The 26,670-nt window shown below is 72.3% G+C and carries 26 protein-coding genes; 6 read left to right on the forward strand and 20 right to left on the reverse strand.

From position 1 onward, the window contains the following. Nucleotides 1-3: 3 nt before the first annotated feature. The 3 genes from ACIBTX_RS12755 to ACIBTX_RS12765 all read right to left on the reverse strand — a co-directional run bounded on the left by ACIBTX_RS12755 (nt 4) and on the right by ACIBTX_RS12765 (nt 1,950). Complete coding sequence (locus ACIBTX_RS12755) at nt 4-750, reverse strand: hypothetical protein (RefSeq protein WP_357172568.1); 747 nt, start codon at nt 748-750, stop codon at nt 4-6. Nucleotides 751-868: 118 nt separating this feature from the next. Then, nucleotides 869-1,378: a peptide deformylase gene (locus ACIBTX_RS12760; RefSeq protein WP_357392368.1), complete on the reverse strand. Its 510-nt coding sequence runs from the start codon at nt 1,376-1,378 to the stop codon at nt 869-871. A 59-nt stretch (nt 1,379-1,437) separates the two neighbouring features. After that, nucleotides 1,438-1,950 (reverse strand): ACT domain-containing protein, encoded by a 513-nt coding sequence (locus tag ACIBTX_RS12765; protein ID WP_357128657.1) that lies wholly within the window; start codon nt 1,948-1,950, stop codon nt 1,438-1,440. 96 nt (nt 1,951-2,046) lie between these two features. Here ACIBTX_RS12765 and ACIBTX_RS12770 point away from each other — a divergent pair, with 96 nt between their 5' ends. Next, a complete protein-coding gene (locus ACIBTX_RS12770; protein ID WP_357172573.1) occupies nt 2,047-2,958 on the forward strand; it encodes an A/G-specific adenine glycosylase in 912 nt (303 codons plus the stop codon). Nucleotides 2,959-3,120: 162 nt separating this feature from the next. Here ACIBTX_RS12770 and ACIBTX_RS12775 read toward each other — a convergent pair whose 3' ends face one another. The 3 genes from ACIBTX_RS12775 to lysS all read right to left on the reverse strand — a co-directional run bounded on the left by ACIBTX_RS12775 (nt 3,121) and on the right by lysS (nt 8,138). Next, nucleotides 3,121-5,670 (reverse strand): ATP-dependent Clp protease ATP-binding subunit, encoded by a 2,550-nt coding sequence (locus tag ACIBTX_RS12775; protein ID WP_357128651.1) that lies wholly within the window; start codon nt 5,668-5,670, stop codon nt 3,121-3,123. A gap of 502 nt (nt 5,671-6,172) precedes the next feature. Further along, complete coding sequence (locus ACIBTX_RS12780) at nt 6,173-6,517, reverse strand: Lsr2 family protein (protein WP_355051005.1); 345 nt, start codon at nt 6,515-6,517, stop codon at nt 6,173-6,175. Between the two features lie 112 nt (nt 6,518-6,629). Further along, nucleotides 6,630-8,138, reverse strand: a complete 1,509-nt coding sequence (lysS, locus tag ACIBTX_RS12785; RefSeq protein WP_357128648.1) for a lysine--tRNA ligase — start codon at nt 8,136-8,138, stop codon at nt 6,630-6,632. Between the two features lie 87 nt (nt 8,139-8,225). On the opposite strand from lysS, the gene ACIBTX_RS12790 reads away from it, so the two are divergent. Further along, nucleotides 8,226-8,966 (forward strand): class I SAM-dependent methyltransferase, encoded by a 741-nt coding sequence (locus ACIBTX_RS12790; RefSeq protein ID WP_357128645.1) that lies wholly within the window; start codon nt 8,226-8,228, stop codon nt 8,964-8,966. A 4-nt stretch (nt 8,967-8,970) separates the two neighbouring features. Here the strand turns inward: ACIBTX_RS12790 and ACIBTX_RS12795 are convergent, their stop codons facing one another. From ACIBTX_RS12795 to ACIBTX_RS12830, 8 genes are all read right to left on the reverse strand, one after another. Continuing rightward, nucleotides 8,971-9,729: a type III pantothenate kinase gene (locus ACIBTX_RS12795; protein ID WP_357128642.1), complete on the reverse strand. Its 759-nt coding sequence runs from the start codon at nt 9,727-9,729 to the stop codon at nt 8,971-8,973. Nucleotides 9,730-9,746: 17 nt separating this feature from the next. After that, nucleotides 9,747-10,643: a carboxylating nicotinate-nucleotide diphosphorylase gene (nadC, locus tag ACIBTX_RS12800; protein ID WP_357128639.1), complete on the reverse strand. Its 897-nt coding sequence runs from the start codon at nt 10,641-10,643 to the stop codon at nt 9,747-9,749. Further along, complete coding sequence (locus ACIBTX_RS12805; RefSeq protein WP_396832469.1) at nt 10,640-12,334, reverse strand: L-aspartate oxidase; 1,695 nt, start codon at nt 12,332-12,334, stop codon at nt 10,640-10,642. Before ACIBTX_RS12805 ends, nadC begins: the two co-directional genes overlap by 4 nt. Nucleotides 12,335-12,428: 94 nt before the next feature. Next, nucleotides 12,429-13,325, reverse strand: coding sequence for a septum formation family protein (locus ACIBTX_RS12810; RefSeq protein ID WP_357128633.1), 897 nt, complete (start codon nt 13,323-13,325; stop codon nt 12,429-12,431). Between the two features lie 96 nt (nt 13,326-13,421). Next, nucleotides 13,422-13,850: an aspartate 1-decarboxylase gene (gene panD / locus ACIBTX_RS12815; RefSeq protein ID WP_357172582.1), complete on the reverse strand. Its 429-nt coding sequence runs from the start codon at nt 13,848-13,850 to the stop codon at nt 13,422-13,424. Nucleotides 13,851-13,894: 44 nt separating this feature from the next. Beyond that, on the reverse strand, nt 13,895-14,743 hold the full coding sequence (gene panC, locus ACIBTX_RS12820; protein ID WP_396832470.1) for a pantoate--beta-alanine ligase: 849 nt from the start codon (nt 14,741-14,743) through the stop codon (nt 13,895-13,897). Further along, nucleotides 14,740-15,714: a Rossmann-like and DUF2520 domain-containing protein gene (locus ACIBTX_RS12825; RefSeq protein ID WP_396832471.1), complete on the reverse strand. Its 975-nt coding sequence runs from the start codon at nt 15,712-15,714 to the stop codon at nt 14,740-14,742. Before ACIBTX_RS12825 ends, panC begins: the two co-directional genes overlap by 4 nt. Nucleotides 15,715-15,850: 136 nt before the next feature. After that, nucleotides 15,851-16,447 (reverse strand): TetR family transcriptional regulator, encoded by a 597-nt coding sequence (locus ACIBTX_RS12830; protein ID WP_357128622.1) that lies wholly within the window; start codon nt 16,445-16,447, stop codon nt 15,851-15,853. 119 nt (nt 16,448-16,566) lie between these two features. On the opposite strand from ACIBTX_RS12830, the gene ACIBTX_RS12835 reads away from it, so the two are divergent. The 3 genes from ACIBTX_RS12835 (at nt 16,567) to ACIBTX_RS12845 (ending at nt 20,091) form a co-directional block, all read left to right on the forward strand. Then, on the forward strand, nt 16,567-17,478 hold the full coding sequence (locus ACIBTX_RS12835) for an SDR family oxidoreductase (RefSeq protein WP_396832472.1): 912 nt from the start codon (nt 16,567-16,569) through the stop codon (nt 17,476-17,478). A 94-nt stretch (nt 17,479-17,572) separates the two neighbouring features. Next, nucleotides 17,573-18,907, forward strand: coding sequence for an SAM-dependent methyltransferase (locus ACIBTX_RS12840; RefSeq protein ID WP_396832473.1), 1,335 nt, complete (start codon nt 17,573-17,575; stop codon nt 18,905-18,907). Then, nucleotides 18,904-20,091 (forward strand): NADH-quinone oxidoreductase subunit D, encoded by a 1,188-nt coding sequence (locus tag ACIBTX_RS12845; protein WP_357172599.1) that lies wholly within the window; start codon nt 18,904-18,906, stop codon nt 20,089-20,091. The genes ACIBTX_RS12840 and ACIBTX_RS12845 overlap by 4 nt, the downstream gene beginning before the upstream one ends. A gap of 6 nt (nt 20,092-20,097) precedes the next feature. Here the strand turns inward: ACIBTX_RS12845 and ACIBTX_RS12850 are convergent, their stop codons facing one another. From ACIBTX_RS12850 to ACIBTX_RS12865, 4 genes are all read right to left on the reverse strand, one after another. Further along, nucleotides 20,098-21,891: a hypothetical protein gene (locus ACIBTX_RS12850; protein ID WP_396832474.1), complete on the reverse strand. Its 1,794-nt coding sequence runs from the start codon at nt 21,889-21,891 to the stop codon at nt 20,098-20,100. Between the two features lie 107 nt (nt 21,892-21,998). Further along, nucleotides 21,999-23,003 (reverse strand): glycine betaine ABC transporter substrate-binding protein, encoded by a 1,005-nt coding sequence (locus ACIBTX_RS12855; protein WP_357132754.1) that lies wholly within the window; start codon nt 23,001-23,003, stop codon nt 21,999-22,001. Nucleotides 23,004-23,224: 221 nt separating this feature from the next. Beyond that, nucleotides 23,225-23,962 (reverse strand): ABC transporter permease, encoded by a 738-nt coding sequence (locus ACIBTX_RS12860; protein WP_357132756.1) that lies wholly within the window; start codon nt 23,960-23,962, stop codon nt 23,225-23,227. Continuing rightward, entirely contained in the window at nt 23,959-24,645 is a 687-nt protein-coding gene (locus ACIBTX_RS12865) for an ABC transporter permease (protein ID WP_357132758.1), read from the reverse strand. Before ACIBTX_RS12865 ends, ACIBTX_RS12860 begins: the two co-directional genes overlap by 4 nt. A 2-nt stretch (nt 24,646-24,647) precedes the next feature. Between ACIBTX_RS12865 and ACIBTX_RS12870 the strand changes: the two genes are divergently transcribed. Then, a complete protein-coding gene (locus ACIBTX_RS12870) occupies nt 24,648-25,643 on the forward strand; it encodes an ABC transporter ATP-binding protein (RefSeq protein WP_396832475.1) in 996 nt (331 codons plus the stop codon). A 129-nt stretch (nt 25,644-25,772) separates the two neighbouring features. Here ACIBTX_RS12870 and ACIBTX_RS12875 read toward each other — a convergent pair whose 3' ends face one another. After that, entirely contained in the window at nt 25,773-26,273 is a 501-nt protein-coding gene (locus tag ACIBTX_RS12875) for a hypothetical protein (protein WP_396832476.1), read from the reverse strand. Between the two features lie 56 nt (nt 26,274-26,329). Further along, the gene (locus ACIBTX_RS12880; RefSeq protein WP_357132764.1) at nt 26,330-26,638 is read right to left on the reverse strand and encodes a hypothetical protein; all 309 of its coding nucleotides are present in this window, start codon (nt 26,636-26,638) and stop codon (nt 26,330-26,332) included. Nucleotides 26,639-26,670 lie beyond the last annotated feature (32 nt).

Below are 26,670 nucleotides of genomic sequence, written 5' to 3' on the forward strand. Positions count from 1 at the left end.
GACTCAGCCGGTGATCGTGATCTTCGCGGGCTCGCTGTACTTGGTGCCGACCCGGGCGAACACCTGGTACGTCCCCGCCGGCGCGAACGGCCCCGCGGCCAGACCCGCGCCGTCGCACCGGCTGGTGTCCCGTCCGTTCCAGCCCACCTGGTAGGAGCGCTCGAACCCGGGCGTGAACGACTGCACATCCGAGCCCTGGACCTTGCCGCAGGTGTCGGACGACCACACCTTCTCGGCGCCCGCCTTGATGAAGATCTCCTGGAGGTCGGCGCCGACGTTACGGCTGCACGTACGCTGCGAGGTGTTCTTGATCTTCAGTTGGAGGTCGACCACCGCGCCGCGCTGTGCCGAACTGGGCCGCGCCGCCGACGTCACGCTGATCTCCGCGTCGGTGCAGGTGCCGTCGTCGACCGACCCGGCGGCCGAGTCCGGCGGTGGGTCATTGGTGGTGGCTCCGCGGCCGGGGTCCGTGGCGTTCGTGGCATCCGGACCGGCGGATTGCTCCGTGGCACTCGGCGCCGCCGACCCGGACGCCGACGGAGCCCCCGACTGCGGGGTCAGCACCGGCCCCACCGCCCCCGGGCTTGACGTCGGAGTCGGCGTCGAGCCGGCCCGTGGGTGACCGCCGGAGCGACCCGAGCCGGTGCAGGAGTAGAGCACGACAATCAGGAAAAGCAGCACCGCTCCGAATACGACGGCGCGACGCCGCCAGTACACGGCGGGTGGCAGGGGGCCGACCGTCAGACGCATGATGCCCCCCACCGTAGTCGCGCCGCACCCACCGGCGGGTCACGACGCGCCGGAGCGTCAGCGGGGCAGCGCGAAGAACATCCACTGAGGACGGACGGGCCGGCGTCCGGCCGCCCGGTCAGAGATAGACCTTGCGCTGGTAGACGGCGTGCGCGCCGGCCACCCGGTCCAGAAAGAGCAGCCCTTCACAGTGGTCGATCTCGTGCTGCAACGCCCGCGCCTCGAAGCCGTCCGTCACCAGTCGGACCGCCGCCCCCGTGCCCGGCAGGTCACCCTCCACGACGAGCCGACTCGCCCGCTTCACGTCCCCGGTCAGGTCCGGCACGGACATGCAGCCCTCCCGACCCGGCTTCCATCGGGTCGCCTCGACCACCCGGGCATTACACAGCACGAAGGTGCCGTGCACGGTGACCGCCTTCGGGTGGCCCGTCACGTCGACGGCGAAGACCCGGGCGCCCACGCCGACCTGCGGCGCCGCCAGACCCACGCAGCCCGGCGAGACCCGCATCGTGGCCACCAGGTCGGCGGCCAACCGGATGATCTCCTCGGCGGTGGGATCGACGTCGCCTCCGGCCCGGCTCAGCACCGGATGCGGGGCCGACACGACGGCCCGCACCTCACCCGCCATCGCCAGCGACTCCGGCGTCCAATCCCCCAGACCGGCGTACGCCTCGCCCCGCCCGTCGCTCACAGCAGATCCGGGTCTGCCGGCCGGAGGGTGACCTCGACCCCCACCTCGGCGGCCGTCCGGTGCAGCCGTTCGGTAAGCGCCTCGACGACCCCCGCCGGCAGCTCGACCTCGGCCAACACCACGTAGAGCGAACCGGCCAGCCGGGTGCTCAGGTCGGTGACGTTGCCACCGGCGTCCACCAGCACCCGGGTCATCGCCGCCACGATGCCCATCCGGTCCGACCCGTGCACCGCCAGCACGTACGGCTCGCCGGCCGGCGCCACCTCACCGTCCGGCGTCACCGCGCGTACGGTCGCCAGAAGTTGCCCCTCGGTCGCCAGCGGCGCCAACGCCGCCTCCACCTCGGCGGCGGCCGGGCCGGTGCAGATGAGGGTCATCGCGAAATGCCCCCGCAGGCGGGTCATCGTGCTGTCGGTGAGGTTCGCCCCCAGCCGGGCCAGCACCTCGGCGACGTCGGCCACGATGCCCGGCCGGTCCCGGCCGATGACGGTGATCGCGAGCTCGTTCATCCGCGCATTCTGCCCGATCCGTCCACCAGCACGGCGACACCCTGCCCGAGCCGCCCAACCAGCGGGACCGGACCGCGTGACATCATCGACGACGCCATGACTCAACCCGATTTCGCCGCGCTGGTCAGCCGATGGTTCCAGCAGCACGCCCGTGACCTGCCGTGGCGGGAACCCGACGTGACCCCGTGGGCCATCCTGGTCAGCGAGGTCATGCTCCAGCAGACGCCGGTGGTCCGGGTGGTGCCGGCCTGGCACGCCTGGCTGGCCCGCTGGCCCGACCCGGCGGCGCTGGCGGCGGACACCCCGGCCGAGGCGATCCGCATGTGGGGGCGGCTCGGCTATCCGCGCCGCGCCGTCCGACTGCGGGAATGTGCGGTGGCCATCGTGGACCGACACGGCGGCCAGGTGCCCGACCGACTGGAACAGCTACTGGCGCTGCCCGGCGTGGGCACGTACACGGCACGCGCGGTGGCCGCGTTCGCGTTCGGGCAGCGACACCCGGTCGTCGACACCAACGTCCGACGGGTGGTCTGTCGAGCCGTGGCCGGTGAGCCGGACGCCGGCCCGGTCACCCGCCCGGCCGACCTGGTCGCCACCGAGGAGCTGCTGCCCCCGGAGCCCGCCGCCGCCGCGCTGGCCAGCGCCGCCTTCATGGAGCTGGGCGCGGTGCTCTGCACCGCCCGCGCGCCGCGCTGCACGGCCTGCCCGGTCGAGTCGGTCTGCGCCTGGCGGGCCTCCGGGCAGGCGCCACCGACCGGCCCCACCCGCCGTCCCCAGCGGTACGCGGGCACCGACCGACAGGTACGTGGACTGCTGCTCGGGGTGCTCCGGGAGACCACCGGGCCGGTCCCGCACCAGCGCCTCGACCAGGTGTGGACCGACGACGTGCAGCGCGCCCGCGCACTGGCCGGCCTGGTGCAGGACGGACTCGTGGAGCCCGTCGGGGCCGACTCGTTCCGGCTCGCCGGCGACGGCCCGTCGACCCCCGCCGCCAACCTGATCACCTGACCCGCCGGGCCCTACGCTCGGACGCCAGATCACCCTCGATCCAGCGCTCCCGGCCGGCCCGACGCGGGTGTGGGAACGCCGCCGACGGAGTGGGGCAGCGCGCAGAAAAGGGCGGGGCCCCGGTGGCTTACGCCGCCGGAGCCCCGCCCCCTGTGCTGCTGGTTATGCCACCTCGTCCGTCGCCGCTGCCGCGGTGCCGGCGGCGGTGCCACCGAGGTCGGCCGGAACGGCGTCCGGAACCTCGACCGGCTTCTCCGCACCCCGGAAGACGAGCTTGGACTTGTCGATGTCGTTCGGGTCGCCCTCGCAGTCCACCACCACGATCTGACCGGGGGTCAGCTCGTTGAACAGAATCCGCTCGGAGAGGTTGTCCTCGATGTCGCGCTGGATCGTGCGACGAAGCGGACGGGCACCGAGCACCGGGTCGAAGCCCTTCGCCGCCAGGTACTTCTTGGCGTTGTCGGTCAGCTCCAGACCCATGTCCTTGTTGCGCAGCTGGCCCTCGATCCGCTGGATCATGATGTCCACGATCGAGAGGATCTCGCTCTGGCGCAGCTGGTGGAAGACGATGGTGTCGTCGATCCGGTTGAGGAACTCAGGCCGGAAGTGCTGCTTGAGCTCGTCGTTGACCTTCTGCTTCATCCGGTCGTAGTTCGACTCGGAGTCCTCCGAGGCCTGGAAGCCCAGCGACACCGCCTTGGCGACGTCGCGGGTGCCCAGGTTGGTGGTCAGGATGATGACCGTGTTCTTGAAGTCCACGATCCGGCCCTGACCGTCGGTGAGCCGACCGTCTTCGAGGATCTGCAGGAGCGTGTTGAACACGTCCGGGTGGGCCTTCTCGATCTCGTCGAACAGGACCACCGAGAACGGACGACGACGCACCTTCTCGGTCAGCTGCCCGCCCTCGTCGTAACCGACGTAGCCGGGAGGGGCACCCACGAGGCGGGACACCGTGTACCGGTCGTGGAACTCGGACATGTCCAGCTGGATGAGGGCGTCCTCGCTGCCGAAGAGGAACTCGGCGAGCGCCTTGGACAGCTCGGTCTTACCGACACCGGACGGGCCGGCGAAGATGAACGAGCCGGACGGGCGCTTCGGGTCCTTCAGGCCGGCCCGGGTACGCCGGATCGCCTTCGAGACCGCCTTGACCGCGTCCTCCTGGCCGATGACGCGCTTGTGCAGCTCGTCCTCCATGCGCAGCAGGCGCGAGGTCTCCTCCTCGGTCAGCTTGTAGACCGGGATACCGGTCCAGTTGCCGAGTACCTCGGCGATCTGCTCGTCGTCGACCTCGCTGACGACGTCCAGGTCACCGGCCTTCCACTCCTTCTCCCGCTGCGCCTTCTGACCGAGGAGCTGCTTCTCCTTGTCGCGCAGCTGGGCGGCGCGCTCGAAGTCCTGCGCGTCGATCGCGGACTCCTTGTCGCGACGCACCTGGGCGATGCGCTCGTCGAAGTCACGCAGGTCTGGCGGCGCGGTCATCCGACGGATCCGCATCCGGGCGCCGGCCTCGTCGATCAGGTCGATCGCCTTGTCCGGCAGGAAGCGGTCCGAGATGTACCTGTCGGCCAGGGTCGCGGCGGCCACGAGAGCGGCGTCCGTGATCGAGACCCGGTGGTGCGCCTCGTAACGGTCCCGCAGGCCCTTGAGGATCTCGATGGTGTGCGCCAGCGACGGCTCACCCACCTGGATCGGCTGGAACCGGCGCTCGAGAGCGGCGTCCTTCTCCAGGTGCTTGCGGTATTCGTCGAGCGTGGTGGCGCCGATGGTCTGCAGCTCACCACGGGCCAGCATCGGCTTGAGGATGCTGGCGGCGTCGATCGCGCCCTCGGCGGCACCCGCGCCCACGAGGGTGTGGATCTCGTCGATGAACAGGATGATGTCGCCCCGCGTGCGGATCTCCTTGAGCACCTTCTTGAGGCGCTCCTCGAAGTCACCGCGGTAGCGGGAGCCCGCGACCAGCGCACCCAGGTCGAGCGTGTAGAGCTGCTTGTCCTTCAGAGTCTCGGGCACCTCGCCCTTGATGATCTTCTGGGAAAGCCCCTCCACCACGGCGGTCTTACCGACGCCGGGCTCACCGATCAGGACCGGGTTGTTCTTGGTACGGCGGGAGAGCACCTGCATGACCCGCTCGATTTCCTTCTCGCGCCCGATGACCGGGTCGAGCTTGCCCTCGCGGGCGGCCTGGGTCAGGTTGCGGCCGAACTGGTCCAGCACCAGGCTGGTCGACGGCGCGGCCTCACCCGGCGCGGCACCCGCCGCGGCGGGCTCCTTGCCCTGGTAGCCGGAGAGGAGCTGGATCACCTGCTGGCGGACCCGGTTGAGGTCGGCGCCGAGCTTGACCAGCACCTGGGCGGCGACGCCCTCGCCCTCACGGATCAGCCCGAGCAGGATGTGCTCGGTGCCGATGTAGTTGTGGCCGAGCTGCAGCGCCTCGCGCAGCGACAGCTCCAGCACCTTCTTGGCCCGCGGCGTGAACGGGATGTGCCCGCTCGGCGCCTGCTGGCCCTGGCCGATGATCTCCTCGACCTGCTGACGGACGCCCTCCAGGGAGATGCCGAGGCTCTCCAGGGCCTTTGCCGCGACGCCTTCACCTTCGTGGATCAGGCCCAGCAGGATGTGTTCCGTACCGATGTAGTTGTGGTTGAGCATCCGGGCCTCTTCTTGGGCCAGGACGACAACCCGTCGCGCTCGGTCGGTGAACCGCTCGAACATGCCCTCGTGCTCCTCACATGCCGTGCGCCTTGATGGTCAAGATCTTGGCGGGGCCGGTGCACGAACGTCCGGGACGGGCGTCCGTGCCTCCTTACTCTATCGTCGCTGACCGACTCGGCTGAGGTCGTGTCTCTCCGGTCCGGGTCAGTTCCACGTCGTTTTGCACAACCGTCCGCGCTCAGGAGGTGTTCCGGTACCCCTGTCGCTACGCGTAGAGCGAAATCCGGTGGACCACGGAGAAGCCCTCCGCCGCCTCCGGAGCGGCCCAGAGGGGCCCGGAGAGGCCCAGCGGGGCGTCTCGGCGGCCATCCACAGGTTGTGGAAAACTTCTCCACCGCCTGTGGACAACGTCGCCCGGTCCGCCCGACATTCCCGCCCGCGACCCGACCACCGCACGCGGCCCCGACGGGGTGGAAAGACGGCGACGCCGGCCCGGAGGAAGCTCCGGCCCGGCGTCGGTGTCGCCCCGCGGTGGCCGCCGCCACCGCTGCGCTGAACGAGATCAGCGCTTGGCGTGGAACTCGTCGACGATCTCCTGCGGAATACGACCGCGGTCCGAGATGTCCTTGCCGGCCTTCTTGGCCCAGTCCCGGATCGCCTTGTTCTGCTCCCGGTCGGCGGTGGCGCCACCGCGACCGCGGGCGGCCCGCCCACCGATCACCACGCCACCCCGACCAACCTTGGTGCCGGCACCCACGTACGGCGCGAATACGTCGCGCAATTTCGCGGCGTTGGCGCCGGACAGGTCGATCTCGTACTGAACGCCGTCGAGCGCGAACTTGACGGTCTCGTCCGCGTCCCCGCCGTCCAGGTCATCGACCAGCTTGTGAATGATCTGCTTGGCCACGTCCCACATTCCTTTCGAGCAGGGCGCTCCTGCTAATGAGAGCACAATAACCCCCGTGCTGCTCGCCCCGTCAATAGGATGCCGTTACGACTCGCTGGGAGTCGGCGGACGACTACTCCGGGCGGACCAACGGGAAGAGGATCGTTTCCCGAATTCCGAGGCCGGTCAGGGCCATCAACAGGCGGTCGATTCCCATTCCCATACCCCCGGCGGGAGGCATTCCGTACTCCATGGCCCGGAGAAAGTCCTCGTCGAGACGCATCGCCTCGTCGTCGCCCCGGGCCGCGAGCTGCGCTTGGGCGACCAGCCGTTCCCGCTGCACCACGGGGTCGACCAGCTCGGAGTACCCGGTGCCCAGCTCGAAACCGAGGACGTAGAGGTCCCACTTCTCGGCCAACCCCGGCTCGCTGCGGTGCGCCCGGGTGAGCGGGCTGGTCTCCTCCGGGTAGTCGCGTACGAAGGTGGGCGCCTGCAGGCCGGGGACGACCAGTTCCTCGAACAACTCCTCGGCCAGCTTGCCTGGGCCCCACTTCGGGTCCACGGCCAATCCCACCTTGTCCGCGTACTCGACCAGCCGAGCGTGTTCGGTACGGACCGTGACCTCCTCGCCGAGCGCCTCGGAAAGGACCCCGAACAGCGACACCGATCGCCACTCGCCGCCCAGGTCGAACTCCCGCCCGTCGGCGTGGGTCACCACCGTCGAGCCGCTCACCGCGATCGCCGCCTGTTGCACGAGATTGCGGGTCAACTCGCCGATCGTGTCGTAGTCCCCGTACGCCTGGTAGGTCTCCAGCATCGCGAACTCCGGCGAGTGCGAAGAGTCGACACCCTCATTACGGAAGTTGCGGTTGATCTCGAAGACGCGATCCACGCCACCGACGACGGCGCGCTTCAAAAACAGTTCCGGCGCGATTCGCAGATACAGATCGGTGCTCAACGCATTGCTGTGGGTCACGAACGGTCGGGCCGCCGCACCACCATGCAGGAGTTGCAGCATCGGAGTTTCCACCTCGATGAAACCCTGACCGTGCAGTGAATCGCGCAGGCTGCGTACCGCCGCCGCGCGGGTACGGACCATCTGCCGGGCCTGCGGGCGGACGATCAGGTCCACGTAGCGCTGCCGGACCCGCGCCTCCTCGGAGAGCGGCTTGTGCGCCACCGGCAACGGCCGCAGCGCCTTGGCGGTCATCTCCCAGCGCTGCGCCAGCACCGACAGCTCGCCCCGGCGGCTGGTGATCACCTCGCCGGTCACGCCGACGTGGTCACCCAGGTCGACGAGGCGCTTCCAGGCCTCCAGCCGCTCCGCGCCGACCCGGTCGAGGGAGAGCATCGCCTGCAACTCCGTGCCGTCGCCGTCCCGCAGGGTCGCGAAGCAGAGCTTCCCCGTGTTGCGTACGAAGATCACCCGGCCGGTGACCGAGACCTCGTCGCCGGTGGCGGTGTCGGTGGGCAGCTCGGCGTAGCGGGTACGGATCTCGGCCAGCGTGGTGGTCCGCGGGAAACCGACCGGGTAGGGCTCGACGCCCTCGGCGAGCATCCGGTCCCGCTTCTCCCGGCGGACCTTCATCTGCTCGGGAAGGTCGTCGGCGGGGTCCACTGGCACGGCGTTCTGCTCGCTCACGGCACGCTTCCTCGTCACGGGAGATACGGGGGGTCAGGCCCGAGCGTACTCAAGCGCTCCGGGGGCCGTTACCGGATACTGCCCGTCATGGTCGATCCCACTCACGCCCTCTCCTTCGGTGCCGCGGCGAGCGATTACGACCGGTTCCGACCCACCTATCCCGCCGCGGCGCTCCGGTGGGCCCTCGACGGCCTGGGCGAGGGCGGGCAGGTTGTCGACCTGGGGGCCGGCACCGGCATCCTGACGCGCGCCGTGCAGGCTCTGGGCTTCCACGTCGTACCCGTGGAGCCTGATCCGGGGATGCGGACGCAACTCGCGGTCTCCACGCCGGGCACGACGGCGCTGGCGGGCAGCGCGGAGGCCGTGCCGCTGCCCGACGGCGTGGCGGACGCGGTGCTGGTGGGGACGGCGTACCACTGGTTCGACCGGGAGCCCGCGCACGCCGAGATCGCCCGGGTGCTGCGCCCCGGCGGCCTCTTCGCCCCCATCTGGAACATCCGGGACGACAGCGTCGAATGGGTGGCGGAGCTGGGCAGGATCGCCCACCTCGACGACAAGTCGGCCGAGCTGGTCCAGCACAACACCGACTTCGGAAACGGGTTCACGGCCGTCGAGGCGCGCGAGTTCGGGCACCGCACGGTCCTCACCCCCGACGAGGTGCTGGGCATGATCCGCACCCGTTCGTACTGGCTCACCGCCTCGGCCGACGATCAGCGGCGGGTCGCGCGCGAGCTGGCCGACCTGCTGGACAGCCACCCCGCCCTGGCCGGCCGGGAAACCGTCGAGCTGCCGTACCGGACGTTGGTGCTGCGCGCCCGACGCCGCTGACCGGTCAGAGGTTGCGCTCGTAGACCATCCGCAGGCCGATCAGCGTGATCATCGGCTCGTGGTGGGTGAGGCTGCGACATTCGTTCATCACCAGGGAGGCGAGGCCGCCGGTGGCGATCACCGCCCGCACCTCGCCCAACTCCTCGGTCATCCGCTCGACGATCCGGTCCACCTGACCGGCGAAGCCGAAGTACAGGCCGGACTGGAGGCACTCCACGGTGTTCTTGCCGATCACCGAGCGGGGCTTGGTGGCCTCGACCTTGCGGAGCTGGGCAGCACGGGCGGCCAGCGCGTCGAAGGAGATCTCGATGCCCGGGGCGAACGCCCCGCCCAGGAACTCGCCCCGGCCGCTGATCACGTCGAAGTTGGTGGTGGTGCCGAAGTCCACAACGATCGACGGCCCGCCGTAGAGGGTGAACGCCGCAAGCGTGTTCACCACCCGGTCGGCGCCCACCTCCTTCGGGTTGTCGATCGCCAACTGCACCCCGGTCCGCACGCCCGGCTCGACGATCACGCTCGGCAGGTCGGCGTAGTAGCGGCCGAGCATGGTCCGCAGCGAGCGCAGCGCCGCCGGCACCGTGGAGCAGGCGGCCACGCCGGTGATCTCGACGTTGTCCCCGGCGAGCAGGCCCCGGAACATCAGGCCCAGCTCGTCCGCCGTCGAGCGGGCGTCGGTCTTGATCCGCCAGGAGTGCACCAGCTTGTCGCCGTCGAAGGTCGCCAGCACGGTGTTGGTGTTTCCGATGTCGATGCAGAGCAGCACTGTCGCAGCCTAGACAACTACTCGGTGCGCAGGTCCATCGCGATGTCCAGGATCGGCGACGAGTGGGTCAACGCGCCCACCGAGAGGAAGTCGACGCCGGTGGCCGCGTAGCGGGCCGCCACCTCCAGGGTCAGCCCGCCGGTGGCCTCCAGCTCCGCCCGGTCGCCCACCGCGGCCACCGCCTCGGCCAGCAACTCCGGAGTCATGTTGTCGCAGAGCAGGAAGTCGGCCCCCGCCTCCACCGCCTCCACGGCCTCGGCGACGGTGGTCACCTCGACCTGCACCGGCACCTCCGGGAACGACTCCCGGACCCGCCGGTACGCCGCCGTGATGCCCCCGGCCGCCAGCTTGTGGTTGTCCTTGATCATGGCCACGTCGTAGAGGCCCATCCGCTTGTTGGTGCCGCCGCCGGCCCGCACCGCGTACTTCTCCAGCGCCCGTAGGCCCGGCGTCGTCTTGCGGGTGTCCAGCACCATCGCCTTCGTGCCGGCCAGCGCGTCCGCCCAGGCCCGGGTGTGGGTGGCCACCCCGGACATCCGGCAGAGCAGGTTCAGCGCCGTCCGCTCGGCCGTCAGCAGCAACCGGGTCGGGCCGGCCACCGTCGCCAGCACGTCGCCGCGGGCCACCCGCTCGCCGTCGCGGGCCGACATCGACACCTCGACGGTACGACCGAAGCCCGTCACCTCGCCCACCAGCTCGAACACGGCGGCGGCCACCGCCAGCCCGGCCACCACACCGTCGGCGCGGGCCACCAGGTCGGCGGTGTCGGTCTGCTCGGCCGGGATGGTCGCCACGCTGGTCACGTCCAGGAAATCCGGCCCCAGATCCTCGACCAGTGCGGTCTCGACCACCCGACGTACCTGGTCCGGGTCCAGTCCGGCCGTCCGCAACGCCACCCGAGTCGACTCGATCATGAATTTTCCTCCCACTGCTGCGTCACCGCGCCCTGCGCCCCGACCGACCCGACGAGGTGGCCCCGCCACCGCTCGTCGGCCGTCGGGAAGTCCTCCCGCCAGTGGCACCCTCGCGTCTCGGCGCGCGCGTACGCCGCCGTGACCAGCGTCGACGCCACCGTGAGCAGGTTCGTCGCCTCCCAGTCGGCGGTCCGGGGTCGACCCCGCGCCGCGCCCAGCTCCGTGAGCGTCGCAGCCGTCCCGGCCAGTGTCGCGGCCGAGCGCAGCACCCCGGCGCCACGCGTCATCGCCCGCTGCAGGGTCGGCGTCGCCTCGGCCGGCACCACCCAGCCCGCACCCCCGCGCCACGCGCCGACGTCCGCCGGCTGGGCCTGCTCGGGCAGGCCGGCCGCGATGTCGTCAGCGATCCGCCGGGAGAACACCAGCCCCTCCAGCAGCGAGTTGCTGGCCAACCGGTTCGCGCCGTGCACGCCCGTGCAGGCGACCTCGCCGCAGGCGTACAGACCGGGGATCGACGTGCGGCCCCGCAGGTCGGTGCGGACCCCGCCGGAGGCGTAGTGGGCGGCCGGAGCGACCGGGATGAGGTCGGCGGCCGGGTCCACGCCGATCGCCAGGCAGGACGCCACGATCGTCGGGAAGCGCGCGGCCAGGAAGTCGCCGCCCAGGTGCCGGGCGTCGAGGAAGACATGGTCCGCGCGGCTGGCCAGCAGCACCCGGTGGATGCCCTTGGCCACCACGTCCCGGGGGGCCAGCTCGGCCAGCTCGTGCTGGCCCACCATGAACCGCTTGCCGTCGCCGTCCACCAGGTACGCGCCCTCGCCGCGCAGCGCCTCGCTGACGAGCGGCTGCTGCGCGTGCCCCGCGCCGGGCACCCCGCCGCCGGAGGGGGTGATCAGCGCGGTCGGATGGAACTGCACGAACTCGACGTCGGTCACCGCCGCGCCGGCCCGCAGCGCCAGCGCCACCCCGTCGCCCGTGGAGACCGCCGGGTTGGTGGTGGCCGCGAAGACCTGCCCCATCCCGCCGGTGGCCAGCACCACCGCCCGGGCCAGCAACGCGCCCACGCCGTCCTCGCTGCCCTCACCGAGCACGTGCAGGGTGATCCCGCAGGCCGGGCCGAGGCCGTCCGGGCCGTCACCGGGCGCGCGCAGCAGATCCAGCACGAGGGCGTGCTCGACCAGCCGGATCCACGGGTCGCGTTGCACCGCGGCGTGCAGGGCCCGCTGCACCTCCGCGCCCGTCGCGTCGCCGCCCGCGTGCACGATCCGGTCCGCCCGGTGCCCACCCTCGCGGGTCAACATCAACGAGCCGTCCGGATGGCGGTCGAACTCGGCGCCGATCCGCATCAGCTCCCGCAGCCGGGTCGGCCCCTCCTCGACGAGGACCCGTACGGCCGCCGGGTCGCAGAGCCCCACACCGGCGATCTCGGTGTCCCGCGCGTGCGCCGCCGGCGTGTCCGCCGGGTCGAGCACCGCCGCGATGCCGCCCTGCGCCCACCGGGTCGAGCCGTCATCGATGTTGACCTTGGTGACGACGGTGACGTGCAGGCCCGCCTCCCGCAGGTGCAGCGCGGCGGTCAGCCCCGCCACCCCGGACCCGACCACGATCACGTCGGTGGTCTCCACCCAGCCGGGCTCGGGCGCGGCCAGCAGTCTGGGCAGGGCCGGCAGGTCGACGGTCGGAAGGTCCATCCCACCAGTCAACCCGAACGATCCTCGCCCGGGGCGGCGGGGGCTCAACGAGTGGTTTGGGCAACCCCGTCCGATCGGGACCGCGCCGAGCCGCTCACTTCGTCCGCACCGGCAGGCCGGCCGGGCCGGCGCCCTTCAACGACGCGGTGACCGTACGGTCGCTCAACCACAGGTAACAGCGGACCCCCCGGTCACCGACACGCCAGCGCCCCGCGCCGGGCGGGCGCACCACGACCCCGCTGCGGAACCGCAGGTCGGAGTCGTCCGGCACACCCACGTAGCGGCCGAGCACGCTGCGACAGCCGTCGTAGAGGGGCGCCCAGTCGGCGTTCTTGGCCGGGTACGGCTTGTCCGGCGCGCGCCACACCCCGACGAACTCGGCGTCGTGCCGGCCGGCGCACTCCACCGGGACCAGCGTCTGCACACCGCGTCCCGCCCCGGCGCGGGTCTGCTGACAGCCCAACCGCAGCCCGCTGGCCCCCTTCAACGCGTTCCGCAGGCTGCCCGAGCGAACCACCACCGTGGCCGCCGTCTCGACCGTGGTCAACTCGGTGAGGTCGCACCGGTACCAGCGGGCGCCGGCCGTCCAACCCGGCCCGGAGGGCAGCGCCACCGACAGCCGCAGTCGCCCGGCCCGCCAGTCGTCGCCCACGTACGCAGAGGCCCGGGTGTCGCACTCGGCGAACGCGCCGCGCAACTCCACCGAGCCGGTGGCCGGCGCGGCGGGCCGTTCAGTGGGGAACGCCCCCACGTGCACGGTCTCCACCCGGTGCGGGCCGGCGCAGTCGATCGGCTGGTACGCGGCCAGCGTGACCACCTCGACGAAGTCGGCGGCCTGGCACACCCCGGCGGCCGGCGTGAAGGCCGTGGCGGGCGGCAACGCGGCCCAGTCGTCGGTCAGGTCGCCGTCGAGCCCACCGGAGGTGGCACAGCCCACCAGCAACACTGCCGTGACGGCAGTGGCGAACAGGGTCGTCATGGCACGGCGCATCGCGGCCTCCCCCAGCCACCTACCGGCTTCCGCCAGCGTGCCCAGGGTAACCGGAAATGACCTTCCGGTGACAGACCGGAATCTCCGCGCGCGAGATCAGACTCCGGACAGCGCGAGCGGGTTGGGTACCGGGTCACCGGCCGTGCCCGGCGCTGCCGTCGCCGGATCGGTGCCCAGCTCGACCACCCGGTTGTCGGCGTCCACGTGCACCACCCGCGGCCGGTACGACCGGGCCTCGGCGTCGTCCATCTGCGCGTACGAGATCAGGATGACCAGGTCACCGGGGTGTACGAGGTGCGCGGCAGCACCGTTGATGCCGATCACGCCGCTGCCCCGCGCACCCGGGATGACGTACGTCTCCAGTCGGGCGCCGTTAGTGATGTCCACGATCGCGACCTGCTCGCCGGGAAGCAGGTCGGCGGCGTCGAGCAGGTCCTCGTCCACCGTCACCGAACCGACGTAGTGCAGGTCGGCCTGGGTCACCGTGGCGCGGTGGATCTTCGACTTGAGCATGGTCCGCAGCATCGGACTGGCCTTTCGCAAAGGTGGTGGTGGGGGTACGGACGAGGTCAGGGACGAGGAGCGAGCCGGATCGCCGCGTTGTCGATCAACCGGGTGGTGCCCACCCAGGCGGCGATCACCAGGCGGGCCGGCCCGGACACCGGCCCGGGCTCCAGCTCGGGATCGGTGAGCACCAGGTAGTCGAGCTGGGCCCCGGGCGTACCGGCGCCGAACGCGGCGTGCGCGGCGGTCAGCACCTCGCCCGCGTCCAGGCCGTCGTCGGCGGCCCGGGCCCCCGCCCGCAGCGCGGCGGACAGGCTCAGCGCCGCCGCGCGCTCGGGCTCGCTCAGGTAGCGGTTGCGACTGGACAGCGCCAACCCGTCCGGCTCCCGGACCGTCGGTACGCCGATCACCTCGACCGGGACGTCCAGGTCCCGGGTCATCCGCCGGACCAGGGTGAGCTGCTGGTAGTCCTTCTCGCCGAAGAACGCCAGGTGGGGGCGCGTGAGCTGGAGCAGCTTCAGGACCACCGTGAGGACACCGTGGAAGAAGCCGGGACGGCTCGCGCCCTCCAACTCGGCGCCGAGCTGCCCCGGGTCCAGCCGTACCCGGGGCTGGCCGTCCGGATACATGTCGGCCACCGACGGAGCGAAGACCAGGTCGGCGCCGGCCCGCCGGCACACCTCCAGGTCGGCGTCGAGGGTGCGCGGATAGCGGTCGAAGTCCTCGTTCGGCCCGAACTGCAACGGGTTCACGAAGATCGTCACCAGGACGTGGTCGGCCTGTTCCCGGGCCGCGCGCAGCAGCGTCTCGTGCCCCTCGTGCAGGGCACCCATGGTCATCACCACGCCGACGGTGCCCTTCAGCGCGCCCCGGGCCTCGTCCAGCTCGGCACGGGTGTGCACCACCTGCGTCATGCCGCCACCTCCCGATCCGTCCCGGCGAGCACCCCGAGCAGCGACTGCGCGTCCACCGGTCGTAGCCGGCCGGCGGCGATCGCCCGGTCGGCCGTACGCCGGGCCAGCGCCAGGTAGGCGGGGACCGACTCCGGCGCGGTGGCGGTCAGCCGGGCCAGGTGCCGCTCGACCGTGCCCGCGTCGCCCCGGGAGACCGGACCGGTCAGCGCGTCGTCGCCGAGGCGTAGCGCGTTCTCCAGAGCGGCCCGCAGCAGCGGAGCGAGCACCTTCTCCGGACGGGCCACCCCGGCGTCACGCAGCCGGTCGGTCGCCTCGTTCACCAGGGTCACCAGGTGGTTCGCACCGTGCGCGAGCGCGGCGTGGTACAGCGGGCGGTCCGCCTCGGCCACCCACTCGGGGACGCCGCCCAGGTCGGTGACGAGCCGGGCGGCCAGCGGGCGCAGGTCGGCCGGGGCCGTGACCCCGTACGAGATTCCGTCGAGGCGGGCCAGGTCGTCCGGCGTACCGGTAAAGGTCATGGCGGGGTGCAGGGCCAGCGGCCGGACGCCGAGCGCGGCGGCCGGCGCCAGCACGGCCAGACCGTGCGCGCCGGAGGTGTGCGCGACCACCTGACCCGGGCGCAGGGCGCCACGCTGGGCGAGATCGGCGACCACCTCGGCCAGCGCGTCGTCCGGCACGGCGATCAGCAGCAGGTCGGCGGCGACGCGGGCGACGGAGGTGACCGGGCGGCGGGGCACGTCGGGCAGCAGCAGCGCGAGGCGGGCGCGACTGGCCCCGGATTCACCGGCGACGGCGGCCACGTGATGCCCGGCGGCGGCGAGCGCCGCGCCCAGCACGGCCCCGACGCGGCCCGCGCCGACGACACCGACGGTGAGTGGGCGGGAGGTGGCGCGGACGCCGGTGTCGGCGCGATCCCACGACCCGGCAGGCCCGTGGGGGGCGGCCGGACGCGGGCGCAACGGTGCGCTCATGACGACGATCCAGTCCTCGAGAAGGGGTACCGGTCGATCGCAAGTATGCGCCCGGCTCGCCGAACCGGGACAAGCATGTGTGAAAACCTTCACCACTCCGGCACGGCGGGCAGATCGTGGGCAGTTCCGTTAGCGGCTAACGGAAACCGTCCACGATCTGTTGAACCGAGCCCGAGGGTGACGTGATCGCACGCAGTTCGGCGGCCACCTCGGCGATCAGGTCGCTGAGCGAGGCGTCGCTGCCGGGCGCGATCCAGCGGGCGTACGCGACCCGGAAGACCGTGGCACCCGACACGGTGGCCAGGGTGGCCGTGGTCTCGGCGAAGCCCTTGGCGCGGAGGGCGGCGGTGACCGCGGCAACCAGCGAATCCGTCTTGCGCAGTTCGCGCTCCCGGAGCTCCGGACTGCTCTCGATGATGGCCTGTCGGGCCCGGACGAGTTCCAGGCGGTCGGCGAAGACCTCCTCGGCCACCCGACCGAAGGCCGCCACCACCGCGTCGAAGGGTCCGGCGTCCAGCTCTGCCACCGCCTTGACCAGCACCTCTTCCAGGTGCCGGCTGCCGCTGAACAGGGCTTCGCGTTTGTCGCCGAAGAGTCGGTAGAAGGTGCGCTTGTCGAGACCGGCCCGCTCGGCGATGTCGGCGACGGTGGTCTGGTCGAAGCCGCGCTCCCGGAACAGCTCGAAGGCGGCCGCCTCCAGGCGGCCACGGGCGTCGGGTTGCCAGCGAGCCATGCCCCGATGGTATCCGATGTCACATTGCGACATTGCTGCGCTTGGCGATGTCGCACGATGACATCAGGCGCGGTACGGTGATGTCGCAATGTGACATCGGCACTCACGAAGGACCCACCATGCGCGTATTCGTCACCGGCGCCTCCGGCCACCTCGGCTCGGCGGTCGTACCGGAACTGCTCTCCGCCGGGCACCACGTCGTCGGCCTGGCCCGCTCGGACACCTCCGCCGCCGCCATCGAGAAGCTCGGCGGCGAGGCCCGCCGGGGCGACCTGTCCGACCTCGACGTGCTCCGCGACGAGGCGGCCGCCTCCGACGGAGTGATCCACCTGGCGTTCCGCCACGACCTCATGCTCAACGGCGACCTCGCCGGCGCGGCCTCGGTCGACCTGGACGCCCTCACCGCACTCGCCGACAGCCTGGCCGACTCCGGCAAGCCCCTGGTCGGCACGAGTGGCACCGCCATGCTGGTGATGGGCGGCATCGTCGGTCGCCCCGGCACCGAGCGGGACACCTTCCCGGGCGGCGGCTACCGGATCGACGCGGAGAACTTCGTGGTCGGCCTCGCCTCCCGTGGAGTGCGCTCCTGCGTCGTCCGCCTCGCGCCCACGGTGCACAGCTCACTCGACCGGTACGGCTTCATCGCCGCCATCATCGCGAGCGCCCGGCAGCACGGGTACGCCGCGTACGTCGGCGACGGGGCCAACCGGTGGCCGGCCGTGCACACGCTGGACGCGGCCGTGTTGTACCGACTCGCCCTGGAGAAGGCGCCGGCCGGCGCACGCCTGCACGGCACCGCCGATGAAGGAGTCTCCTTCCGGCAGCTCGCCGAGACGATCGGCCGCAACCTCGACATCCCGGTCCGGAGCATCGACGCCGACGAGGCGGGCGAGTACTTCGGCTTCCTGGAGCGATTCGCGCAGATGGACAACCCGACCTCGTCCACCGTCACCCGCGACCTGCTGGGCTGGACCCCGACCCACCCCGGGCTGATCGCCGACCTCGACGAGGGGCACTACTTCCGGGCGTGAACCCGCACGGCCGCGCGACGGGGATCGCAAGCCGGCACCGGACCGGTGGCCGTAGGGTCGGCACGGTGACGCCCTCCGCACTCCGCACTCGCTGATGCCGATCCCGTGGCGGGACGCGATGAGCCAGGCCCTCTACGGGCCGGACGGCTTCTTCGTGGCCGGCACCGGACCGGCCGACCACTTCCGGACCAGCGTGCACGCCTCCCCCGCCTTCGCCACCGCGCTGCTGCGCCTCCTCGCGCAGGTCGACTCCGCCCTCGGCCATCCACCACGGCTGGACGTGGTCGACGTCGGGGCTGGGCGCGGGGAGCTGCTACTAGCCCTGCGCCGCCTTCTCGCGTCCGAAGACGCCACCGGGGCTTCCGGGGAGCCCGCCCACTCCGCCGGGGGCGCGGTCGGGGTTTCCGGGGAGCCCGCCCACTCCGGGCGGTCAGGCTTGATCCCTGCGTGGGCGGGCTCCCCGGAAACCCTGACTCCTGCGGCCGCCGTCCGTCGGTCACCCGATGGGCCGTCGTGGGTCGCCGGTCGTCGGTCGCTCGCGGAACGGATCCGCTTCACCGCAGTCGAGTACGCCAGCCGCCCGGAGAACCTGCCCAAGGAGATCCACTGGACCACCGAGATCCCCGACGGCATCACCGGACTGTTGCTGGCGACCGAGTGGCTGGACAACGTGCCGCTCGACCTCGCGGTGCACGCCGACGGTGGCTGGCGGTATGTGCTGGTCGAACCGTCAACCGGGGTGGAGACGGTTGGTGGGCCGGTCAGCACTGCTGATCTTGATTGGCTGACCACCTGGTGGCCCAGTCCGGCGAGCCCTCGCGGTGCGGACCGTGACGTGACCGGTGGTCCGGCCTCGACGGACGCGACGAGCGGAAGCCGGTCGGGCTTCGGGGCAGCCCGGCCGGCGCAGGGATCAAGCCTGACCGCCCGGAGCTGGCCGGGCTGCCCGGAAACCCCACACACCGACCACCGCGCAGAAATCGGCAGACCACGCGACGAAGCCTGGGGGTACGCGGTGGGCAGGATCAGGCGCGGGTTGGCGGTGGCGGTCGACTATGGGCACCTGCGGGAGGGGCGGCCGGTGGATGGGACGTTGACGGGTTACCGGGGTGGGCGGCAGGTGCCTCCGGTGCCGGACGCGTCGAGCGATGTCACCGCGCACGTGGCCATGGACTCGGTCGCCTCCGCCGGCGCAGCGGTCGCCCGGTGCGCGTACTCCCTGAGCTTGCAGACCGAGGCGCTGCGGGCGCTCGGGGCCGACGGCGGTCGACCGCCGCTCAGCCTGGCCGGCACCGACCCGGCCGGCTACGTGCGGGCGCTGGCCGCGGCGTCGGCGGTGGCCGAGCTGACCGACCCGGCCGGGCTCGGCGGGCACTGGTGGCTGCGCCAACCGGTCGGCATCGGGCTACCGACGGCCGTGGCACGATGACGGGCATGAGCACCGACGCCGGGGACCTCCGTGAACTGACCGTCGGCACCGGGGCCGGGCTGGTCGCCGGCACCGGCGGTCAGCAGCTCGGCACCGACATGGTGCTCAACATCGGCCCGCAGCACCCGTCGACGCACGGCGTGCTGCGACTGAAGCTCGTGCTCGACGGCGAACGGGTGGTCGCCTGCGAACCGATCGTCGGCTACATGCACCGGGGTGCGGAGAAGCTCTTCGAGGTACGCGACTACCGGCAGATCATCGTGTTGGCCAACCGGCACGACTGGCTGTCGGCGTTCTCCAACGAGCTGGGCGTGGTGCTCGCCGTGGAACGCCTGATGGGCATGGAGGTGCCCGAGCGGGCCACCTGGCTGCGGATGGCCCTCGCCGAGCTGAACCGGGTGCTCAACCACCTGATGTTCCTCGGCTCGTACCCGCTGGAGATCGGCGCGATCACACCGGTCTTCTACGCGTTCCGGGAACGGGAGACCATCCAGGCGGTGATGGAGGAGGTCTCCGGGGGCCGGATCCACTACATGTTCAACCGGGTGGGCGGCCTCAAGGAAGAGGTTCCGTACGGCTGGACGGGACGAGCCCGTGCGGCCATCGGCGAGGTACGCGGACGGCTGCCCGACCTGGACCACCTGATCCGGCGCAACGAGATCTTCCTGGCCCGTACCGTCGGAGTGGGCGTGCTGTCCGCCGCCGACGCCGCCGCGTTCGGCGCGTCCGGGCCCGTGGCCCGCGCCTCCGGCCTCGACCTGGACCTGCGCCGCGACGACCCCTACCTGGCGTACGACGAGCTGGACGTCCCGGTGGTCACCAAGACCGCCGGGGACTGCCACGCCCGCTTCGAGGTGCTGCTCGACCAGGTGTACGCGTCGCTGGACCTCGCCGAGCAGTGCCTGGACCGGGTGGACCGGCTCACCGGGCCGATCAACACCCGCCTGCCGAAGGTGCTCAAGGCGCCGGAGGGCCACACGTACGCCTGGACGGAGAACCCGCTCGGCATCAACGGCTACTACCTGGTGTCGCGGGGTGAGAAGACGCCGTGGCGGTTGAAGTTGCGCACCGCGTCTTACGCGAACGTGCAGGCGTTGGCCACCCTGCTGCCCGGCTGCCTCGTACCGGACCTGATCGCCATCCTCGGCTCGATGTTCTTCGTGGTCGGCGACATCGACAAGTGACCGGGATCAGCGCCAGCGGTCGGTGATCGGGGCGCCGCCGGCACGGGGCGCGTCGTCCTGCGGCGGGTAGCCGTACCGTTCCTCGACCCGGCGGCGGCCACCCCGCTCGGGGGCGGGTTCCGGCTCGTGGCCGCGCTGACGCGGCGGACGCCACTCGTCCGGTACGGCCACGCCACCGACCGGCAACGCCGGCCGAGGTTCGTCCTGCCGGCGCGGATCCTCGTGGCGGCGGGCGTCCTCCTGCCGGCGCGGATCCTCGTGCCGGCGCGGATCCTCGTGGCGGCGCGGATCCTCGTGGCGGCGGGCGTCCTCGTGGCGGACGGACGCCCAACGGTCCGCCATCCGGTACTCGGTGCCCGTGGCGTCGGCGTGCACCTCGGCCCGGCGTTCCCCGACGTGCAGCTCACGGCCGTTGTCGTCGTCGCGGACAGCCGCCCACCGGTCGCCGGCCCGAAGCTGGGACCAGTACTCGCCGGTGTCGTCCGCGCGCAGGGCGGGACCGGGCTGCGGGGCGCCGGCGCGCTCCGGCTCGGCCTGCTCCGACCAGCCACGGCGCTGCGAACGACCGTCCCACGCGGACTCGTCGGCCGGCGCGTAGGCGTCGCGCTGGTCGGTCCACTCCGGCTCGTCGGCGCGAGCCGTCCTGCGGGGCACCTCGTCGCCACGATCGGGCCCGCCCCATCCCAAACCGTCGCGGGGGCCCACCGGGGCCGACTCCCCCCGAGAGGCGTGCTGCGTACCCCAGGACCGGTCGTCGGCGCGGCGCTCGCGGTCGTCGTCGGCGTACTCGGACCGGGGCTCCTGCGCGTCGTCCCAGGAACGGGCACGCCCCTGGGCGCCGCCGCCCCGGGTCCATTCCTGGGCCGGCGGGGTCCACTGGCCGCCGTACCCGGCGCCGTAGCGCCCACCCGACTCGGCGGGACCGCCGTCGACGACGGTGTGCCGGGTCGTGACGTGCACGGTCTCGGTGTGCCGGACCACGCCGACCGGCCGGTGCGTCGACTCCGGGCGGTCGCGCTCACGCGGGCGGTCGTACTCGCGCGGCGGGTTGTACTCCCGCGCCCGGTCGTGCTCCGGCGGGCGCGCAGTGGCGCCGTACACGCTGCCGGCGGTGGGCTCGGGAGCATCCGCGGCGCGGTGGCGGTACGCCGGTTCGTCGTCGGCACGGTCGTCGCGTCCCCACCGACCGGCCGCCTCGTCCGGTGCCGGCACCCGCACCCGAGGGGCGTCCTCGTCCGTGGCCGGGGCCGGAATCCGACCGGCGGCCTCGCCCGGAGCCGGTACCCGCACCCGGGCGGCCGGGGTGTCGCCGGGGACCGGTACCCGGCTGCGGGCGGGTGGGGTGTCGTCCACCGGCTCGACGGACGGCACGCGGGCCCGGCTGGCCGCCGCCGGCTCGGCGGCCGGGGCGGCGCCAGCGAGGGCCGCACCGGTGGCGTCGAGGCGGCGACGGACCGCGGCGATCCCCTCCTGGGCGCGCTGCGCCTGGTCGAGCGCCTGGTTACCGCGCTGCGCGGCGGCCACGATCTCGGCGCGCAACTCCCGGCGCAACTCCTCGATCTCCTCCAGCAGCTCGTCGGCCCGCGCCGATGTGCCGTCCCCGTCGGGGCGCAGCGCGATGGAGAGGCCGATCAGGACCACCGCCACGATGGCGAGCACCGCCGCGAGACGCAGCGGACCGTTACCGTCAGCCACCAGGAGAATCAACGCCGCGACGGGCGCCAGCGCCACGCCGCCCCAGAAGAGCACGGTCAGCAGAAGCGGTTGACGCCGGGCGTCGGAGGTGACCGGGGCTGGCATGGGAGTGCAGCCTACCGACGATCCGCACCGGAGGGAACGGTTCCCGGACGGACGGACGCCCCCGCCCCTGCGGGGCGGGGGCGTCCGTCACACGCCGTAGCAGAGCGTCAGCTCGTGGCGAACGCACTGTCCGAGGAGAAGACCAGGCCCACACTGATCTTGCCCTCACGCAGACCGTTCTTGGTCAGCGGTCCACCCTGGTCCAGGGAGGAGAACGAACCCACCGAGAGGCCGTAGGTCTTCTCCAGGCCCGGCTTGCAGAACGGCCGCTGCTGGCACTCCGGCGGGCCGCCCAGCACGGTGGCGCTGCCGGAGCACTTCGCGGCCAGCTCGGAGAGGGTCCGTACGCCGTACTTGTCGGCGAACTCCTGGGTCACCGCGAAGGCGTTCTGGTCCTGCGCGGCGGCCGGGGCACCGAAGGTGATGCCCACCTTGTCGCCCTCGGCCTTGAGCGCCGTCACCGTGGTGTTGATGTCGGGCGAGGAGACGGGCGGGGGGTTCTGGCCGTTGGCCTTGGTGTTGAGGAACTCGGCCATCGTCGACGCGTACTCCGGGACGACCTGGACCTCGCCCTTCTCCAACGCCGGCTCGTACAGCTCCCGGTTGCCGATCTGCTGCACCTTGACCTGGTAGCCGGCGCCGGTGAGCGCGATGCGGTACAGCTCGCCCAGGATCTGGCTCTCGCTGAAGTTCGCGGCGCCGACCACGATCTCGCCACCCGGGCCCTTGGCGATGCCCGCGGTGAGGTTGTTGGCGCTGGCGAACTCCTCGGCCGCGACCTTGGGGGTCTTGCGGTCGACGTCGACCGCCTTGTTGAGCTGGACCAGCTTCGGCGTGTCGAGCGTCGCGGAGACCTTGTCGAGCGCGGCGATCAGCTGTGGGTTGGCCACCTTGCTGTTGATCGCCGGGAGGACGTTGTCGGAGTTCTGGAGCTTCTTGTCGTCGGTCAGCGCGATGAGCTGCTTGCCGGCGACCGGTGCGCACCCGGCGCCCGAGGCGCTGGTCTGGGGAGCGTCGGTGCCGGACGAGCCGGCGTCGCCACACCCGGTGAGAAGTGCTGCCCCGGCCACGACGCCGACGGCGCCGATCGCGAGACGTGTACGTGCGCGCATATGTGCCGCCCGCCTTCCGTGTCCCGGCGCGACCCGTCCCGGGCCGGCCGCGTGTCCGACGGGCGATCCTGGATGTTGGTCGCCCGCAATTCCCACCCAACATGGTCCACGGCCGACCGACAACTCGGGATGGGCTTCGTCACCGCATCGTCACCGACCGGCCCGCCGCTGGTCGCCGCTTCGGCGTCCACTCACCCGGACGGAGCACGCCCGGTGACCTGTCAGGCGCGGCCGGTGGCGTCGGCGGGTCGCGGACGGCCCGCGCGCCGCCGGCCCCGGCGCAGCGGACGCGGGGTGACCATGCGTTCGACGATCCCGAGCAGCAGCTCGGCCAGCAACGCCAGCCCGGCCACCAGCACACCGCCGGCCACGATCTGCCCACCGCCGACGGCGATGCTCAGACCGAACCCGGTACGGATGATCTCGCCGAGCCCGCCGCCGTTGACGAACGAGGCCAGCGCCGCCGTGGCGATGACCTGCACGGCCGCCGTCCGGAAGCCGGCGGCCAGGTACGGCACCGCCAACGGCAGCTCCACCCGCCGCAGCAACTGCCCGCCGGACAGGCCCATCCCCCGGGCCGCGTCGCGCGCCTCCGGGTCCACCTGGCGTACGCCGGTGTAGGCGTTGGCCAACAGCGGCGGTACGGCGAAGACGGCGAGCGCCACCACCACCGGCGTACGCCCGAAACCGAGGAACGTCAGCGGCAGGATGGTCAGCAGCGCCAGGGTGGGGATGGCCAGCGTGGCGTTGGACACGAGCACCACCAGGCCGCCGCCCCGACCGGCGTGCCCGAGCCAGAGCCCGACCGGCCAGGCCACCAGGCAGCCGAGCGCCACCGCCAGGGCGGAGATCGTCAGGTGCTCGCCGAGGCGCTCCAGGATGCCGCCGGGGTTGGTCCAGTTCAGCGGGTCGTTGAGCCAGAGCACCCCCTGCTGCAGGGGGTTCGCGGCGGCGCTCACCGGACGCCCCGGGCGGCCCAGGGGGTGACCAGCCGGCCGACGAGCACCAGCAGCAGGTCCAGCAGCACCGCCAGCGCCACGCAGAGCACCGTCCCGGTCATGATCTCGGCCTTGTAGAGGTTGTTCTGGAAGCCCGCGAAGATCAGTTGCCCGAGGCCGCCGTGCCCGACCAGCACCCCGACCGTGACCAGCGCGACGGTCGACACGGTGGCCAGCCGCAGCCCGGTCAGGATGCCGGGGATGGCCAGCGGAAGGTCGATCCGGAACAGCCGCCGCCACCGGCCGTAGCCCATGCCCTCGGCGGCCTCGCCGACCTCCGGCGGCACCTGGTTGAGCCCCGCCACCACGTTGCGGACGATCAGCAGCAGCGCGTACAGGACCAGCCCGACCAGTACGGTGGTGGCGCCGGTACCCAGGTACGGCGCGATGAAGGCGAACAACGCCAGCGACGGAATGGTGTAGATCACTCCGGTGACGCCGAGGATCGGGCCGGCCAACGGGCGGAACCAGTACGCGAGCACGGACAACGGCAGGGCGATGAGCACCGCGATCAGCACCGCGCGCCCGGTGAGGGAGGCGTGTTCGCGCACGGCGGCGAGGATCGTGTCAGAGTTGTCCCGCACGTACTGCCAGGAGAACCAGGGGTTACCCGGGTCGGCCCGGTAGCTCAGGCGGAAGGACATACGTGGACGTTACCCCGGAGGCCCCCGGCGCAGCCGAATCCCCTCGCGCGGCGTCGATCTCCCTGCAGGGCATCCAGAAGCGCTACCCGAACGGCACCGAGGCCGTTAAGGAGCTGAGCCTGGACGTCCGGGCCGGTGAGTTGGTGGTGCTGATCGGCCCGTCGGGCTGCGGCAAGTCGACCGTACTCCGCATGATCAACCGCTTGATCGAGCCGACGGCCGGTCGGATCATGCTCGGTGACGAGGACGTCACGGACGCCGACCCGGTGCGGCTACGCCGCCGGATCGGCTACGTGATCCAGAACGTCGGCCTCTTCCCCCACCAGACGGTCCGGGCCAACGTGGCCACCGTCCCGGGCCTGCTCGGCTGGTCCCGCCAGCGGACCCGCGCCCGGGTGGACGAGCTGCTCGACCTGGTGGGACTGGACCCGAACCAGTTCGGCCGCCGCTATCCGCACGAGCTGTCGGGCGGTCAGCGGCAGCGGGTCGGCGTGGCCCGCGCGCTCGCCGCCGACCCGGTGGTGCTGCTGATGGACGAGCCGTTCTCGGCCGTGGACCCGATCGTCCGGGCCCGCCTGCAGGAGGAGTTCCTTCGCCTGCAGGCCGAGGTCCGCAAGACGATCGTCCTGGTCACCCACGACCTCGACGAGGCCGTCCGGCTCGGCGACCGGATCGCGGTGCTGTCCGAGGGCGGGCATCTCGAGCAGTACGACACGCCGGCCGCGCTGCTCGGCGCCCCCGCCACCGCGTTCGTCCGGGAGTTCGTCGGCGCCGACCGGGGCATCCGCCGGTTGGCGGTCACCCCGCTCGACCGGGATTCCCTGGCGCCCGTGCCCGGCGACGCCCCCGCCGACCTGCCCACCGTGGGGCTCGACGGCACGGCGTACGACGCCCTGGCGGCACTGCTGACGTCGGGACAGGACCGCCTCCTGGTGACCGACGACGGCCGCCCGGTGGGCGCGCTCAGCCGCCAGAGCCTGCTCGACCCGGGTCGCTAGCGGCCGGCCCACGCGGCCCCTGGCTGAGTCCGCTCGCCGTGGCGGCTGGGCCCGGTCCGCTGGGCTGGCCGGCTGGCGGTCCGGTCCGCTGGGCTGGCCGGCTGGCGGTCCGGTCTGCTGGGCTGGCGGCTAGGCCCGGCCGCCGAGGCTCGCGGTGCCGATGATCCAGCCGGTGAGGAAGCCGTAGCCGGCGCCGCTGCTCGCATCCCGCAGCGCCTTCAGCAGCGACGGGTCCGGGCCGAGGAGCGCCGCCAGCACGGCGGCGAGCCCGCCGGCCAACACGTACGCGGCCCAGCCGGAGAAGAACTGGCTGACCGGCCCGGGTACCCGGGCCACCTGCGCGGCGGGCAGCAGGTAGAGCAGCGCCACCGCCAGGAGCACCAGCGCGACGGCCCGCAGGTCGGCGGCGAACAGGCCGCCGGCCTGCCCGTCCGCGTCCAGTCGCCAGGCCGGCCAGGCGAGCAGGCGCAGGTAAAAGCCGCCCGCCGAGGTCGGGTCGGTAAGCGTCGCGGCGGCCCAACCGGTGTACGCCGGGCTGCCACAGATGCCGACCAGCAGCAGTACGGCGAGCGCGCCGGTGCCGGCGGCCGTCCCGTAGCCGCTGACCGGGCCCGTACGGACCAATCCCATGATCCGCCCAGGGCCCCTGCCGGCCGACCGGGCGGACCTGGGCTGCGTCGGGCGGCTCAGTGCTTCAACAGATAGTCGATGAAGGCGGCCCGCAGCAGCGGTGCCGACTCCTCGTAGCCGTGCCCGGTCAACTCCCGCCACAACGCGTTCGCCTCGTCGATGGTCGGGCCGATCGAGTTCGGCGCGCCGTCCAGCACCGTGGCCTCGTCCGCGTTCGGCAGATGGCGCAGCACCGACCAGTAGAAGCCCACGTCGCGGCGCTCCCGGGCCAGGGCGAACGCCCGCTCCCGCAACTCCTCCGTGGACAGCGCGTCGAGTTCCTCGAACGAGGTTCCGCCGGGCGCGGCGGGTGGTGTGTCGGTCATGCGGCGAGCCTAACGGTCGAGATCACCGCCGG

Source organism: Micromonospora sp. NPDC049359 (assembly GCF_044466585.1).
In the GTDB taxonomy this organism is placed as follows: Bacteria; Actinomycetota; Actinomycetes; order Mycobacteriales; family Micromonosporaceae; genus Micromonospora.